Raw genomic sequence first — 15,281 nt, forward strand, 5'->3', positions numbered from 1 at the left:
GTCACTAGTAGGTTGATTTCATTTGAAGGAAATTTGTCTCTTCTTGTTCCATTTCACTTATACCGTTCTGCAGCAAAGACTGAATTGATACACCCTTAGAATAAGAATCAAGCCATATCATTGATTGATTTCCATTTACTAAAACAGATTCGATAGGTTGAAGTAACTCAAACATATTAAGCTCCTTAGCTAAAGGAGTTACATCTAATAGAAGTTCTTTTATCCAATCACGGCAATTGATTTGTTTCCCATTTTTCCAATGAGATAAATTTGCATTAAGACTAGATTTAGCTGCAATCAAATCATTTTCATCTGCCATTAGAGCCAATTCTTGTTGCGTTTTAGAGCTTGCTTCAATTGGATCATATTTTTTTACATTGTTTTGAAGATTAATAATTCTGAGTTCTAGTAAAGCAGTTATGGCCAAAAGCAAATCAACACTACCGACCAAATCACATATCCTTAACTCTAATCGATTTAAAATATGTGGCCTATCTGGGCCATTAGGCCTTACTGATGTCCATAAATGTCTTTCATTTTGCATTTTGCCCTGACCTAGTTGCTCCTCAACCCATTTCACATAGTGTGTGTGATCCAAAAACATAGGAACATTGGGAGGTGTTTTAGGGAATTGAACCCATCTTTGAGAATGGACCCCCGTTGCAGTACCTTCTAAAAAAGGAGAGCTAGCACTTAATGCAAGAAATAAAGAGGCTTCACATCTAACCAACCGAAGAGCAGAAAAAAGTAAGGACAAGTTTTCAATACCTAAATTAATATGAATACTTGCTGTTACAACATTTGTTCCATAATTTTTTTCTATAAAGGAATGATATGAATTTTCTAAATCTGACCTTTCAAAAATTTTTGTATTTCCAAGACTTAGAGTACTACCTGGAAGAATTGTCAATTTTTTATAATCAAGCCATTTTCTAAGTTTTTGTCTTGGCAGCAAAAGTGCATGTTTTAAAACTGCATATCTTTGATCTGGAACAGTTATGTACTCAAGATTTCTTTGATCCGGTTCTTTAACAAAATCTGATAAATCTTCCGTAATAGCAGTTGCAACACCTACATTTTTACCGGCAAATGTGCCAGTAAAAAGCTCCACTTCAAACCCCTTTAAAAGCATAAAGTCGGTCATAAATCATGGGCTTCTAAGCAAGCTAAAGCAGTAAACATACCTTTCGCTTTATTTAAAGTTTCTTGATACTCATTAGAAGGTATGGAATCTGCAACGACCCCAGCCCCTGCTTGGACCTGAACAGTAAAATCATTTTTATTATTCCTTCTTACAACCATTGTTCTTATTGTAATAGCTGTATTCAGTGCTCCATTTAAATCAATAGAGCCATATACTCCAGAATAAGGGCCTCTACGTTGTTTTTCTAATTTATTGATGAGTTGCATAGCTCTTATCTTTGGAGCCCCACTAACAGTTCCAGCAGGGAAAGAAGCAATTAATAAATCCCATATATCCTTTCTTTTTTCTAGAGTTCCCTCTACCTCACTGACTATGTGCATTACGTGCGAATATTTTTCTATGACCATTAATTCTTTTACAGAAACACTACCTGGAGTGCAAACTCGACCTAAATCATTTCGTCCTAAATCCACTAACATGACATGCTCTGCTCTTTCTTTAGGGTCTTTTAAAAGTTCTTTCTGTAGGATTGCATCTTCCAAATCATTTTGACCCCTGGGACGTGTACCTGCGATTGGTCTCAAACTTGCTTGAATTCCCTTATCTGTTTGCTGGGCCTTAACCATTACTTCTGGACTAGAACCAATAAGTTGCCAATCTCCAAAGTCAAAAAATGCCATGAATGGAGAGGGGTTTACCATCCGCAGGCTTCGATATAATTCAAAAGGTTTTTGTATAACAGTCGACTCCAATTTTTGACTAATAACTAACTGAAAAATATCACCTTTCTTAATGAATTCTTTCGCGGATTTTACACTATCTTCAAATTCATTTCTTGATGTATTAGAAGTCATATCAATTGATCTATTGCCTTTTTCATTCCACCTTAAAGACTTTATAGGCTTTAAAGGAGCAGCCATCAAATCTTGAAGTTCATTAATTTGTCCACAGGCAGTTATATAAGCATTTTCAGGAGACACTCCATCACTTAAATCTCCATATGCAACAGCAGTTATTAGACGTTTTACTTGATCAAAAATTAAAACTTTATCCATAAACATCCAAATACCATCTGGCAAGTCTTTATCTGATAATTGATAGGTAGGCACTGTGGGCTCAATCCATTGAATTAGTTCATACCCCCACATACCAAACAGTTGTCCTAGTTGTGGCAAGCCTGGCAAAGAGACAGATGAATAAGGAGCAAGCATTTTTCTGAGTATTTGAATTGGACTTCCATAGAACTTTTCTTGTTTTCCATTTCTCCAGCATCTAGTCAATTCATTACCTCTTACTATCGCCTTCCAGAGAGGATCAGATGCCACCACACTCCACCTACCAAGAGTTTCTCCGCCTTCTACTGATTCAAGCAATACTCCTGGAGAACTATCGTTGCCAACTTTAAGCCATGTAGTGAGTGGGGTTTCTAAATCTGCTGGCCAACTTTTTGCCAAGGGAATATAGTTTGCCCCTCTGGAAGCTGATAAAAGAAATTGTTCCTTATCTAAACTAAGCATGACTGCATAATGGCAGCCCAATATATATATTTAAAGGGGGCAAAAGTAAAAATTGAATCACTCATGCATCGTAAGTTTTTTTTCCGCTAAATTTCAAGCTTGCTGGATTTGGATTTTCTCCAATACGCCTATTATTATATCCTTCTTTTTGACGCCCTTCATTTGGCTTCTCCGAGAAAACACCATCTTTAGGGAAAAGTAATTCTCTATCTCCTCCAGGGTAAATTCTATAAATTTTACTTGTTTCTATTCTTGGCTTAAATCCTCTCAATTGAGTATTTAATGCAAAACACTGCTCTTTTCTAGCAAAGTACATAAGATTATCACCCTCATGCATTTCTGCAGCTCCTCCCGTTGGAAGTTCAAAGACCTCTGACGTTTTACTTGTCCAAGTAATTGCATATTTCTCTTCGGTTTCAGCCGAGTTTAATAGTCCACCAGTGCTACCAATGTGTTTTGGAAGTGCTCCAGGTAATACTTCAGTCATGCTTTAAATTAAACCAACTTATTCTTTATATTTTTAAATTAGCACTTTATTTTGTGCCTTTTGACTCATTTCTCGTCAACTTCACACGCGTCAACATTAATCCAGGAGATCAAGTTCTTTTAATTCAGAAATAGGAAAAAATATCGTCATTCCACTATCTCGCCTATTAGTAAGACGGCCACCAAGACTTTTTAAAAGCCTTTGCGTTGCGGCCTGACTAAGCTGCAAATTACCGGTAGATGGATTCCAACTGAGTACTGGCCCAATTTCTTCATTAGAAACATTTTCTGATACTCCATAGTTAGGTATTGAGGTGAGCTGGGTTAAAATTTGAAGCTTTAGTCTCTGCCCTGCTGGCCTTAATTTCAAAGTTAATTCTCCACCCGTTTGTAATCCACGACTATTGCGATCAATAAGACCGGTCAACATTAATTCAAGTCCTTCAGAATCACTCAAAACTTTAGGCAAATCAGGAGTTATATCAAGAATCAGTTTCAAGCCTTTTCTCTCTAACTGATTACTCCAGACGGGAGAAAGCATTGTGAGCATTTTGCCTAAATCAGTTAAAGCTAAATTAGTTTGTTCAGGCTTGCTTCTTTCTAACTCCACTGCATTAAAAATCAAACCAAAACGATCAATTTGTTCTGTACATTCAATATCTATTTGCTTCAAACGGTTTTCAACAACTTTAGGCAAATCTTGCTTCCTAAGAAGAGATCTTATTAATGTTCTTATGGTTGCTAATGGAGTTCTGATTTCGTGCGTTAAAGCTTCAAGTAAGGAGATTTCACTATTTTTTGCACTTGATTTGTGATCATTAATTATGTTGTCTGGTAAAGTCTGAATATTTAAACTGGGTGCGATATCTGCGAGTCTTTGTGATAATAAAGGCCAAAATACCTTAGACAAATCATCATTTGTTTTAAGCTGTCCCATTTCTCCAAGAGCGTTTCTAAGATTATTTGCTTGTTCAACATTTTCTGTGTTTAATCTGTTATCTAATAACGTCAAAAGATCACTCAATGTCTCAGGATCACTCCGCATTAATAGTTTTCTATCCTCAGATTCCCCTTCCAAAGCTAAAGCAATTTGAATTTCAGGAGTAATAACTATCAGCAATGGATCGTTTCCATCTTCCTCTAGAAGAGTCAAACGCTCATAACCTGAGGAATCATCATGAAAATCCGGCGAAACTGATTGACTAGGAGGCAATATCCCAACAGAAGGATTGGTAAGATTTAACAAATCCTTTGGAGCCCACACCCATCCTCGAAATTTATTAAGTAATTTCGGTTCGTACAGTGCAGGCAAAGGGGAAGACAACCACAAACCTCGAGTAAGGTTCATTGGTAGCAATATTTCTGATTGAAGAATATCAAGAGCGGCCCACCACATTCTTCTTCCTGCAGATTCACTACAAGTTGAATGGGGGACCCCCTTAGCCATCCTTTTTTGTAAAGCTTGAATGGTTACGAGAGACGAACTCACAGAACCCTCCCAACCTTGCAGAAACCTTTAAATCCATCTATTTGATTTGGTTTTAATGGATGAAAAAGCATAAAAAGAAGTGTTTAGCTCGTGAGGTGCTTTAGCTGATATTATTTACTGAAATTGAATTGAGAATTTCTCAATCAATCTATTGAAGAAGCCAAAGAAATTGTGTTTGAACAAATTAAAAATCAGGAGATTTGTTTACTCGAGAGAATCAGAAGAGCTAATCAAACGTTAATACATTAAAGTACATTTTAATTAAATCCGTGCTTGAGAAGAAAGTGAGGATTCCTTCCTTTACATTGATAGTCAAACTCAACCTCAAGATGTTATTTGCGAATTAATAGCACTAAGGCTCAAACTCTAATACAACGAAATTAATACCCTTAATCAAAGATTTTTTCTAATTGATTGTCCACGTCTAGAGACAGACAAACAAAAACCCAAACTTATAAAATTCACTAATAATGCCGTTCTTCCATAGCTCATAAAGGGTAATGGGATTCCTGTAACTGGACCTAGGCCAATAGTCATAAATATATTGACCATAATTTGAAAAATAAACATTGAAGCTATTCCAATAACTACTAACGCTTCAAAATCAGTACGCGCCTCAAGGGCTATTTTTATTAATCGAAAAATTAGAATAAAAAATAAAAATATGACCAATAAACTACCCAAAAAACCTGTTTCTTCGCCAAGAGCACTAAAAATAAAATCAGTATGTTGTTCTGGTATGAATTTTAATTTAGTTAATTGACCTTGCATTAAACCTGTGCCAATCAATCCTCCCGAACCGATACCTATTTTACTTTGAAGCATGTGATATCCACCACCTAAAGGATCTTGGCTGGGATCAAGAAAAATAATTAATCGATCTCTTTGATAATCTCTTAAAACTGTTTCCCAAAACCAAGGCGTTAGTTTTGCTATTAACGAATGAAAAATGATAACTAATAATGTTAATATTTTCCTATTTGGCAAAGATTTATAAGATAAAAAACCAATTATTGGAATCCAAATGAAAAGTCCAATTGGATACAAATATGCTAGTAATCCTGTAACTAAAGTAGCCAAAATAATAAATGCCCACTCATATGGCATCCCTGACCAATACAACATCCCCAGAAGTATTGCTCCAAAAACAAGAGATGTTCCAAGATCAGGTTGTATAAAGACCAAAAGCCAAGGCAAACAAGACACTAATAAGGGTTTTATTAAGTGTGATAATTTAGAAAATCTTTTTCGATCTAAAATAGACGCCAAAACTAGTATCAAAGTTATTTTTGCAAACTCAGATGGTTGAATATAAAAACCTGCAAAGCTGAACCATCTTTGTGCTCCTAGAGCAGAAGTTCCACTAAAATTTACATATAAAAGTGTTAAAATAGCTATAATATATATTGGAAAAATATATTTTCGTAAATTTTGCAAGGGAAATTGAGCTAAGAAATAAACAATTAAAGAACCTATATAGGCAATAATTGCATGTTGATACCAATCTGTAATTCCAAGATTTCTTTGAGTACTTGCAATTAAGAAACAAGATAAATGTACTAAAATAAGGGGTACGATCCAAATTATTAAATCTACATCTTTCCAAAATTTTTTATTTCTAATTATTTTAAAAGTAGGTATTTTATTGCGACCAAAACCCATCATTAGTTTAAATCACTGTTTAACAGATAATGCATTACATAAAGTTCCAGCAAGTTCTAAAAATACTTTTGCTGTTATGGAATCTCGAGATGTATAAACCACCGGTAGATCGTTACCTGTACCAGAAAAAGTATCTGACTCTATTGGTATCTGAGAAAGTAAAGGGACATTATTCTCTTTAGCTAATTGATTACCTCCTCCTGAGCCAAAAATCTCATATGACTTTTGTGGTTGATCTGGAGGAATAAAATAAGTCATATTTTCGATCACTCCGAGTACAGGAATATTCAGTTGTTTAAACATGGCCAAACCCCTTCTTGAGTCTTGAAGCGATACATTTTGTGGAGTTGTGACTATTATCACACCTGCCATAGGAACTGCTTGAGCCAAAGAAAGTTGAGCATCTCCGGTTCCTGGTGGAAGATCTACTATTAAAAAATCACGCTCACCCCAAGAAGCTTGATATAAAAATTGTCGAATGATTCCATTAAGCATTGGGCCACGCCAAATTACTGGCTGATTTTGATCAATTAATAATCCCATTGAAACCATCCCGATCCCACATGTTTCAATTGGAATAATCTTTTGTTCTGCACCCGTACCACTCACTTCAGGAGTTATTTCGCTAACACCGAGCATATAGGGCGTATTTGGTCCATAGATATCAGCATCAAGCAAACCAACCTTGAAACCCTTTTGACTAAGGGCACAAGCTAAATTCACGGCAACAGTACTTTTACCGACACCACCTTTACCGCTACTTATAGCAATAACATTTTTCACTTTTGGTATTGGAGTTAATCCCTGAGATTGACCACCATGACCTGCTTGACCAATAGGAGACTCCTCAGATGAAGATGAATCACCTATCTCAATTTGTACATCTTCTATATCTTCCAATGACTTAATGCTTTCCCTAATATCATTTGCTATTTGACTTCTTTGAGCTAACGCAAAATTAGGGAGAGACAGTCTTACAACAATTTTAGGGGGCTTTACTGAAACTATTTCCAGCCATCCAAGTTCAACAATAGATCGTTTACTTCCGACATCTTTGACTGAATTAAACGCTTTTAAAACCTTCTCGTTGGTTTTCATTCTTAATTTCTATTACATTCGATGATAGTAAAAAAATCGACAGATTTTCCACATCACTATCCAATGATATTGCCTTTAGTAATAAGTAAAAAATATTTGCAATACAAACTTTTCCAATATTGGTGTGAAATTTGCATCATTTGAAAGTATTTTTTTAGAGAAAGCAAAATACAGTTAATTTTGTCCTCCTTACAATATCAAGCCAATTTACCGGCCAAAAACTCAAGAGATCGAGCCAAAAAGCTTGTTTTAGGTCTTCAAGATGAAATTTGTAGTGGCTTGGAGACTATCGATGGAGAAGGCAAATTCCTAGAAGAATCTTGGGAGAGACCAGAGGGTGGTGGTGGACGCTCAAGAGTATTGAAAAATGGAAAAATCTTTGAACAGGGAGGGGTGAATTTTTCTGAAGTACATGGCAATGAACTTCCACCCTCTATCATTAGCCAAAGACCAGAAGCAAAAGGTCACTCTTGGTTTGCGACTGGAACCTCAATGGTTCTTCACCCCAAAAGTCCCTACATACCAACTGTTCATCTTAACTACAGATATTTCGAAGCAGGTCCTGTTTGGTGGTTTGGGGGAGGGGCTGATTTAACCCCTTTCTATCCATATCTATCTGACACGCGTCACTTTCACTCATGCCATAAAGCTGCATGTGACACAATCAATAAAGATCTTCATAAGGTTTTCAAACCTTGGTGTGACGAATATTTCTTTCTAAAACATCGAAATGAGACAAGAGGAGTTGGAGGTATTTTTTATGACTATCAAGATGGATCCGGCTTGCTCTATAAAGGACAAAATGCCAATGGGAAGGCCTCTAACATCTCAAAAGAGCTAGGGAACTATTCTTTGAATTGGGAAAATCTTTTTTCACTTGCCAAAGCATGCGGGCAGGCATTTCTGCCCTCCTATGAGCCAATAATAAAAAAGCGCAAAGATCAAACCTTTTCAACAAAAGAAAGAGACTTTCAACTTTATAGGCGCGGTAGATATGCTGAGTTCAATTTGGTATGGGATAGAGGCACCATTTTTGGATTACAAACGAATGGAAGAACGGAGTCAATATTGATGTCATTACCGCCCTTGGCACGATGGGAGTATGGATACAAACCAGAAGAAGATTCACGAGAGGCGCTTTTAACAGATTTATTTACTAAGCCTCAAGATTGGTTTACAGATAAATCTCTGGAAGAGAGGTGTTTACCTTATCAAGCATTGGATTAAATACTGCACTTCTAGATAATTCCATTTAAAAAAGCCTGAACTATTTCATTTGAAATGAGCTCTATTGTTTTTTTCCTGGTTTTGAAATTTCTGAGATTTTTTTCTAACAAACCCTCTAATTTCCCAATTTCAAGAATCCTTATTTGCCTCCTTGGAGCACCTAAACCTCCTCTAAATAAAACAGGAAACCGTCCAAATGTTCTTGCGATTGACTCGTCTATTTTGTTTGGCGTCTCAGAAAAAGGAGGTATCAAGCCTGAACCCACTCCATACTGGCCATATGCATCAAAATGAATCTCAATCACATAGCCACCACGTTTGGCGAATCTCCTACCTACTGACCAATTCGTTCTTGGATCATTAGCATCATCTATATTTCTTATCCCTGGGTCATAAGATCTAATATTTAAACCTTTCTTTTTGCCCAGTTTAACAATTGATTCTTGTAGTTTTAAATTCCAAAAAAGTTCATCACTAATTCCAGGATGCATTGGATTCAAACCAAACTTATCAACAGCTTCACCAGGTGTGCCAGCCCCAGCAAATCCCTGAGAATCTGCATGGCCAGCTAATATTAAAATAGGGATATTTTTATCTACATTTCTACTCCCAACCCAGTTTGCAGGAAGACTTGAAACTTCGCCTATGATTAGTTCAAAGTCTTCAGTGAAACTAAAATTCCTAGTGTAATAAAGTTGAGAAACAGAATAAAAAGTAATTAAAAATACTATTAATTTTAAACTATTTAATACTTTATTTATCACTGCAAATACTAATTAAATAGGAGAAGAAAGTAGAGAGTTTTCACTACTAAGCTCAAGACTTTCAGATAATTCCAACTGAATTGCTATTAGCTCATCACGATGAGCTTTGATTCGTAAAATACTGATGTCAGATAAATCTGAACTTAATAGCTTAACTTCTAATGATTCCTCTCGTTTAGATTTAATACGATAAATGATTCCGGCCAGAGGTGCACCAATTGCAGCCAGTAGTAAAGGCCACCAACTCAAAGAAGGATAAAGCTGAATCAGAACCAGACCCAAACAGGCTGAGCCCACTCCTCCGAGGCAAGATAAAAAGATAACCAAAAAAGTACTAGAAGCAACATTGCCATTAAAGATCAACAATTTCTCTTCAACATTACCTCCATTTCTTTTCCAACCACGTTCTTCTAACCAAAAACTAATACCTTTCAAAACCTCCAGAGGAGGCAAAGGAGACTGAACATCTACAACTGTTGTGCGGTCCTTACTCGCTGCTCGCAGAAAAAACCCCAAACCTATCGCCAATAGGATAGTGAGAAATAAAGTTGAGGAGAATGCAGATTGCATCTCAAAAATACGACCTCTTTTATTTTAATTGTTCTGTATGACATAGCTACAAAAGTGAGCTAAATAAATTAAAAAATATTTGAAAAGATAAAATCGTTGAATTTACTAAATATTTTTCATCATTCAGGTATTACAATTGCATCATACAGAAATTACTGATGAATTAAATTCTCATTAAATTTGTTATGCCAAAAAAACTTGATGAACCTTCGACTTTCAAGATCTTTGATAAAGACATAGATAATGAAACTGAAATTGCTTTAAGTTCATCTATAGCTTTAGCGGTTGATACTGAAGCCATGGGATTAATTCATGGCAGAGACAGGCTATGTTTAATACAAATATGTGATGCATTTGATAATGTTATTTGTATTCGTATAGAACGAAATCAACATTCAGCACCTCACTTAAAATCTATTCTTGAGAGAAAAACAATTGAAAAAGTCTTTCATTTTGCAAGATTTGATGTAGCTGCCTTAGCAAGTAATCTAAATATTGAAGTTAATCCAATTTTTTGTACAAAAATAGCAAGCAAAATAGGTAGAACTTACAGTCCAAGGCATGGATTGAAAGAAGTAGTTATGGAAACTGTTGGAGTGGAGTTAGACAAACAAGCTCAAAGTAGTGACTGGGGAAAAGTTGGTGATTTAACTCAAAAACAACTTATCTATGCGGCTAATGATGTTAGATATTTACTAGGAGCAAAACACAAACTGGAAGAGATGTTGAAACGTGAAGAAAGATGGGAATTAGCCAAAAAATGTTTCCAATGCGTACCAATTTTGTCCGAGCTTGATAGAAGAAGATTTACAAATATTTTTGATCATTAATTTTTTTAATCTAAAGATCTATTAATCCTCAAGCATAAAATTCTCCTCTTCTTTTAGAGCCTTTAATAATTTATCAAATGATTCAGTTGTCGATAGACCTTGCTGTTTATCCTCATTTAAACTTTGCTCAAGAATCTTTTGAGCAATTTCTTTTCTTGATTGCAAATCTTTTTTCCCTTCTTTAGCTGCAGCAACCTCTACTTTTCGTCGAGCGGCTGCGATACTTATACTTAAAGAAGATGCTAGCTGAGCACAAATTTTAAGATAATGATGATCTTCAATAAGTGGCATATGCAGAAGCTTGAATAGAAAGTCTTTATAAAAAATCTTCCACTAGATTACACCGCACTATAAACCCTCAGACAAGTGAGTCAAAATACTAAGGGCTATAGCATGACTTCCACCCTCGGGACCCATTCTTTTAGCCCCTCTGATCCCAATAACCTCTCTATCAAAATCAGAATTCAGTAAAAACTCCACTAGTTTTGCAAGAGTTTGAGAACCCTTAGCAATAACTACCGCACCTCCTAATAAACGACTTTGACGCTTAGCAAAATTGAAATTAAATTGATGACCTTTTCCTGGCAAGGACACGCATGGAATACCTAAACCTACTAATTGTTCTGTAGCTGTACCTGCATTAGCCACTCCTACTTCTCCCCACTTAGCCCAACAAGAAAAATTATTAAAGCCAATCAATATAAGTAATGAGTCTTTTTTCCATGTTTCCGAAATCCCATTTTCACCTGTTGATTGATAAGTAGGTTTAAAACCTGAGTCAATTAATATCAATTCTATTTTTTTTCTCATTAAAGAAGAACTTAAAGGCACAAATACTGCAATGGAAGAAGAAATTTGAATAAGCTGAATTGCAATTAAAAGTTTTTTAAAATTCTGGTACGCTTCAGGCAAACGACTTCCACATAACAAAATCAAACGTCTATGTTTTTTAAAGTCATTAGGACATTCTCTATTAGAAATTCCATCCATCATTGGATTTCCCGGCGATAGCGCCTTTACTCCATGATTTCTCAAACCTCTAGCAGTGATTTTGTCTCTTACTGCAACCATCCTGCAACGACTAGATCGCATCAACCAATATTCCCATGGATCCCACTCAGTTCCTTTCAATCGATGGTAACAATCACTCAATGCGGATCTTGGCCCACTCGCCCATGTGTAATCACTTTTAGGAGTGCCAATAAAACAATAATTCGCCCCACTAGCCCATGCAAAAAGAAGAGGTAATAAATCTCCAACTGCAACGATAATTGTTCCTTTTTTAGCTGATCTATATATCAAAGTCCATTGCCTCCAGAGACTTTTTAATAATCCAGCTTTTAAATCTAAAACCAAACCACTAAAACTCTGATTACTAAATCCTCCGCTTGGCAAAAATGTGGAGGGACCAATCTTGGCAAGCCAGCCATCTTTTACAAGCTTGGAAAACGTCTTCCCATCTCCAACCATCGGGAGAACTTCTTGGGAAATATCTGGATTAATTTCATGCAGAGCTTCTATAACCCTGCAAGCAATCGTGTCTTCTCCATGACCATTACAAAGAAACAAAAGGTTTTGTTCGGTTTGACTGATACGATTTGAATTGGAAATGAAAATTTCATTTTTGGCGGCATGGCCAAGTGGTAAGGCAGAGGATTGCAAATCCTTTATCCCCAGTTCGAATCTGGGTGCCGCCTTAATTATTTTTAGTTTAATTTTTCTGAGGAAACCCTCCAGCACAATGCTCAATGTGTAGCGAGTAGCAAGTTTCAAGAAGGTTCAGAAATTAATAAATTGATTTTGGTACTAGATCTAAAAGATTGATCATATCTCTATTCTTACAGTTAGCCTTTAAAAGAACCACTATCGAAAAGCTTGTAGATAATCAAGATAACAAATATTTACATCTTATTTTCACTTCTTGATTGAATATTTTTTTCCGATGTTGTGAAGGTTTTTTTTCATTACAATTAAACAGAAGAATTCACATAGAAACATTATTCATGAATTAATATTAATCATATTAAGCAATAAGAACAGTGTCTGATCAAATTGAATTCAGTTCTTTTTATAGATTATTAAATTCAATAAAGGAAGGTGAATCTGAACAAATATCTTTACTCGATGAGAAAATTAATGAATTCAAAAATGGTACAAATTCAAAAAGTTTTCTTGATGAATTAGGATCTCTTTATCTCTCTATAGGAATAACAGAATTATATAATTTCACGAATACTAAAAATCTCCAGGAAATTGGACTCATCGATAAAGAAGGATGGGAAACTTTATCTTCTACAAATCAACAAGAATTACCTGTATACCTTGCAAATAAAATGATTGAGTACATTAAAGTAAATAAAAAAGTAAAGGAAATGTCTAACAAGTGGAATATCAAAGAAGGTGAAATCAGAAAACACATAACAAAAATGGCAAGATATATAACTGAAGGGATTATTGATGTAATTGAATAATATCAAATATGGGTTGATAATTTAAATTAAAAATGTATTATTTTACTCTCATATCTAAATAGATAAATTAATAATCATTATCTGCTACACAAATACCTAGACATCTTATACCGTTACTAGAAGTTCTTCCACAATGATTACATAGCACTTTTTCTGGCTGATCTTTACTTACATTATCTTTTTGATTTTGTTTATTACTGTGTTTTTTTTTTAAAGAAGAATCTTTAAAACTATTTAATTTATTCATGTAAGATAATGATATTAGTTTTCTTTATTTGAAATAACATCAATGAAGTCATGACTAAGAAAAAAATTGGGATTGGTTTTGGAACTTGGGCGTGGGGAAACAAGCTTGTTTGGGGCTACAAACCTGAAACAGATGATAGTTTACTTAAAAAAACTTTTTTTGATGCAATAGATGGAGGATTAGATCTTGTAGACAGTGCAGATTCATACGGCACTGGAAGTTTATTTGGGCAAAGCGAAAAGCTGATCGGCAATTTCCTGGAAGAGTTACCCAAGAGAAATCTGAAAAAAATTACTGTCGCAACAAAGCTCGCACCCTTTCCATGGAGAATTGGTCGGAATGGCCTAAATAAGGCTTTTGAAGAAAGTAATCAGCGTCTTAAAGGGAATATGACAAGAGTACAGCTTCATTGGAGTACTTATCGCTATGCTCCTTGGCAAGAAGAGCAATTACTAAATGGTCTAGGAGATTTATACGAGAAAGGTTTAATTAAAGAAATTGGGCTCTCTAATATTGGCCCCAAAAGACTAAGTTTTTTATTCCAAAAACTGAAAAAAAGAGGAATTAAAATTAATAGTATACAAATGCAACTTTCATTATTAACGAAACCAACCTTGGAAGATGAAAAGATCAAAGATATATGTAATGAGAATGAAATTGAATACTTAGCCTATAGCCCATTAGGGCTGGGAATACTAACAGTTCCACCTAATAAATCTCCCAAGCCTAAAACTTTATTACGACAACAATTATTCCAAAGGATACTTCCAAAAACTATAGAATTGAGAACCTTAATAACTAATATTGGTAAAAAGTATTCAGCCTCCCCGGCTCAAGTTGCCTTGAATTGGGTGAGGTCTGATGGAGCTAAACCAATAGTAGGAATTCGTAATCCATTTCAAGCTAAAGATGCAATTTCTGCATTTAATTGGTCTTTAACTAAAAATGAAAAGGAAATTCTGGATTTTTATAGGAATAAATGTTTAGCAAATATGCCTCAAAACCCTTTCACTAGTCCCTAATAAAATTTAAGTATCAGGGCTGACAATAACCTTCATTGAATCTGACGAGGTAGGAAGACTAATAACTTTTGCAGGAGGAATTGGCAAGGAATTAGAGCTTTTTTCAATTGTTTCTTTCTCAGGCTCTGTTTCATCTTTAGAACAAGCTTCTAATGCTTCTCTCAACAACGAATCAAAAGTTGCACCTGGCAATCTATGCCTAGCAACTTCAAGGAATGTGAGTGGTAAAGATTCAGATGCCGCATCTTTTAATGCAGGATTATTTTTTCGATGCTCTTGTTCGTCTTGAATGGCTCGAATAAATCTAAGAGTGACTTCGTGTTTAGTAGAGGCCTTAATTAAAGTATCGTTGTCTCTTTGACCATTAATTGCTTCTTGTTCTAAATCATTAATTCTGCTCTCTAAACTAGTAAGCACTTCATCAGCTTCCTTACCAATGTGTGAAAGCTGTCCATCAGACAAATTTGGTAAATCAGCTACATAAACTTTTCCATGATCTCTAAGAGTGAGGAAAGTTGGTCTTGGCCCTCCATTTTGTCGCATGCCCAATTCTGGTTGTCCTCCTAAAGGCTTTCTCGGAGGGGTTGGACCTGCAGAACTTCTCCTACGCGTCAAACGCTGTTGATTTTCAAAAGGCATAGAGCTAATTAAGATCTAACTTCGCATTACCCGAACTAATATTCGGCTTGCGTTTTTTTACATCTTACTGTTTTTTACCGATATAGAAAATCTTTTTTAACCTTCATTTAATTTG

The 15,281-nt window shown here is 35.4% G+C and carries 16 protein-coding genes and 1 tRNA gene; 5 read left to right on the forward strand and 12 right to left on the reverse strand.

Translation table 11 applies throughout. From position 1 onward, the window contains the following. Positions 1-4: 4 nt before the first annotated feature. The 6 genes from gshA to O5633_RS07475 form a co-directional block, all read right to left on the reverse strand. The gene (gene gshA / locus O5633_RS07450) at positions 5-1,144 is read right to left on the reverse strand and encodes a glutamate--cysteine ligase (protein WP_269609000.1); all 1,140 of its coding nucleotides are present in this window, start codon (positions 1,142-1,144) and stop codon (positions 5-7) included. Beyond that, complete coding sequence (locus tag O5633_RS07455; RefSeq protein ID WP_269609002.1) at positions 1,141-2,661, reverse strand: anthranilate synthase component I family protein; 1,521 nt, start codon at positions 2,659-2,661, stop codon at positions 1,141-1,143. Before O5633_RS07455 ends, gshA begins: the two co-directional genes overlap by 4 nt. A 61-nt stretch (positions 2,662-2,722) precedes the next feature. Further along, positions 2,723-3,148 carry a photosystem I reaction center subunit II gene (gene psaD, locus O5633_RS07460; protein WP_269609003.1) on the reverse strand — a complete coding sequence of 142 codons (426 nt, stop codon included), beginning with the start codon at positions 3,146-3,148 and terminating at the stop codon, positions 2,723-2,725. A 96-nt stretch (positions 3,149-3,244) separates the two neighbouring features. Beyond that, entirely contained in the window at positions 3,245-4,594 is a 1,350-nt protein-coding gene (locus tag O5633_RS07465) for a sensor histidine kinase (protein WP_269609004.1), read from the reverse strand. Positions 4,595-5,029: 435 nt separating this feature from the next. Next, entirely contained in the window at positions 5,030-6,301 is a 1,272-nt protein-coding gene (gene rodA / locus O5633_RS07470) for a rod shape-determining protein RodA (protein WP_269609005.1), read from the reverse strand. Between the two features lie 9 nt (positions 6,302-6,310). Continuing rightward, entirely contained in the window at positions 6,311-7,396 is a 1,086-nt protein-coding gene (locus O5633_RS07475) for an Mrp/NBP35 family ATP-binding protein (protein WP_269609006.1), read from the reverse strand. Between the two features lie 180 nt (positions 7,397-7,576). Here O5633_RS07475 and hemF point away from each other — a divergent pair, with 180 nt between their 5' ends. After that, positions 7,577-8,623, forward strand: coding sequence for an oxygen-dependent coproporphyrinogen oxidase (hemF, locus tag O5633_RS07480; RefSeq protein ID WP_269609007.1), 1,047 nt, complete (start codon positions 7,577-7,579; stop codon positions 8,621-8,623). 11 nt (positions 8,624-8,634) lie between these two features. Here hemF and O5633_RS07485 read toward each other — a convergent pair whose 3' ends face one another. Further along, positions 8,635-9,387: an N-acetylmuramoyl-L-alanine amidase gene (locus O5633_RS07485; protein ID WP_269609008.1), complete on the reverse strand. Its 753-nt coding sequence runs from the start codon at positions 9,385-9,387 to the stop codon at positions 8,635-8,637. A gap of 12 nt (positions 9,388-9,399) precedes the next feature. Next, positions 9,400-9,957, reverse strand: a complete 558-nt coding sequence (locus tag O5633_RS07490; RefSeq protein WP_269609009.1) for a cofactor assembly of complex C subunit B — start codon at positions 9,955-9,957, stop codon at positions 9,400-9,402. A 185-nt stretch (positions 9,958-10,142) separates the two neighbouring features. On the opposite strand from O5633_RS07490, the gene O5633_RS07495 reads away from it, so the two are divergent. After that, entirely contained in the window at positions 10,143-10,787 is a 645-nt protein-coding gene (locus tag O5633_RS07495) for a ribonuclease D (RefSeq protein WP_269609010.1), read from the forward strand. A gap of 21 nt (positions 10,788-10,808) precedes the next feature. Here the strand turns inward: O5633_RS07495 and O5633_RS07500 are convergent, their stop codons facing one another. Together O5633_RS07500 and O5633_RS07505 are read right to left on the reverse strand one after the other, a co-directional pair. Then, on the reverse strand, positions 10,809-11,078 hold the full coding sequence (locus tag O5633_RS07500) for a hypothetical protein (RefSeq protein WP_269609011.1): 270 nt from the start codon (positions 11,076-11,078) through the stop codon (positions 10,809-10,811). A gap of 57 nt (positions 11,079-11,135) precedes the next feature. Then, on the reverse strand, positions 11,136-12,356 hold the full coding sequence (locus O5633_RS07505) for a lipid-A-disaccharide synthase-related protein (protein WP_269609012.1): 1,221 nt from the start codon (positions 12,354-12,356) through the stop codon (positions 11,136-11,138). Positions 12,357-12,413: 57 nt separating this feature from the next. Here O5633_RS07505 and O5633_RS07510 point away from each other — a divergent pair. Together O5633_RS07510 and O5633_RS07515 are read left to right on the forward strand one after the other, a co-directional pair. Continuing rightward, positions 12,414-12,484, forward strand: a tRNA-Cys gene (locus O5633_RS07510). A gap of 342 nt (positions 12,485-12,826) precedes the next feature. After that, positions 12,827-13,258: a hypothetical protein gene (locus tag O5633_RS07515; RefSeq protein ID WP_269609013.1), complete on the forward strand. Its 432-nt coding sequence runs from the start codon at positions 12,827-12,829 to the stop codon at positions 13,256-13,258. Between the two features lie 67 nt (positions 13,259-13,325). On the opposite strand, the gene O5633_RS07520 is transcribed toward O5633_RS07515, so the two are convergent. Further along, a complete protein-coding gene (locus O5633_RS07520; RefSeq protein ID WP_269609014.1) occupies positions 13,326-13,505 on the reverse strand; it encodes a hypothetical protein in 180 nt (59 codons plus the stop codon). Between the two features lie 50 nt (positions 13,506-13,555). On the opposite strand from O5633_RS07520, the gene O5633_RS07525 reads away from it, so the two are divergent. Beyond that, positions 13,556-14,527, forward strand: coding sequence for an aldo/keto reductase (locus tag O5633_RS07525; RefSeq protein WP_269609015.1), 972 nt, complete (start codon positions 13,556-13,558; stop codon positions 14,525-14,527). A 6-nt stretch (positions 14,528-14,533) separates the two neighbouring features. Here the strand turns inward: O5633_RS07525 and O5633_RS07530 are convergent, their stop codons facing one another. Beyond that, entirely contained in the window at positions 14,534-15,166 is a 633-nt protein-coding gene (locus O5633_RS07530; RefSeq protein WP_269609016.1) for a histidine phosphotransferase, read from the reverse strand. Positions 15,167-15,281: the final 115 nt, after the last annotated feature.

The organism is Prochlorococcus marinus str. MIT 1013, assembly GCF_027359395.1.
Lineage (GTDB): Bacteria > Cyanobacteriota > Cyanobacteriia > PCC-6307 > Cyanobiaceae > Prochlorococcus_B > Prochlorococcus_B marinus_E.

Coding starts and splice junctions, on each gene's coding strand:
- gshA (WP_269609000.1), bottom strand. CDS start 1,144: ATGACCGACTTTATGCTTTTAAAGGGGTTTGAAGTGGAGCTTTTTACT.
- O5633_RS07455 (WP_269609002.1), bottom strand. CDS start 2,661: ATGCTTAGTTTAGATAAGGAACAATTTCTTTTATCAGCTTCCAGAGGG.
- psaD (WP_269609003.1), bottom strand. CDS start 3,148: ATGACTGAAGTATTACCTGGAGCACTTCCAAAACACATTGGTAGCACT.
- O5633_RS07465 (WP_269609004.1), bottom strand. CDS start 4,594: ATGGCTAAGGGGGTCCCCCATTCAACTTGTAGTGAATCTGCAGGAAGA.
- rodA (WP_269609005.1), bottom strand. CDS start 6,301: ATGATGGGTTTTGGTCGCAATAAAATACCTACTTTTAAAATAATTAGA.
- O5633_RS07475 (WP_269609006.1), bottom strand. CDS start 7,396: ATGAAAACCAACGAGAAGGTTTTAAAAGCGTTTAATTCAGTCAAAGAT.
- O5633_RS07490 (WP_269609009.1), bottom strand. CDS start 9,957: ATGCAATCTGCATTCTCCTCAACTTTATTTCTCACTATCCTATTGGCG.
- O5633_RS07495 (WP_269609010.1), top strand. CDS start 10,143: ATGCCAAAAAAACTTGATGAACCTTCGACTTTCAAGATCTTTGATAAA.
- O5633_RS07500 (WP_269609011.1), bottom strand. CDS start 11,078: ATGCCACTTATTGAAGATCATCATTATCTTAAAATTTGTGCTCAGCTA.
- O5633_RS07520 (WP_269609014.1), bottom strand. CDS start 13,505: ATGAATAAATTAAATAGTTTTAAAGATTCTTCTTTAAAAAAAAAACAC.
- O5633_RS07525 (WP_269609015.1), top strand. CDS start 13,556: ATGACTAAGAAAAAAATTGGGATTGGTTTTGGAACTTGGGCGTGGGGA.
- O5633_RS07530 (WP_269609016.1), bottom strand. CDS start 15,166: ATGCCTTTTGAAAATCAACAGCGTTTGACGCGTAGGAGAAGTTCTGCA.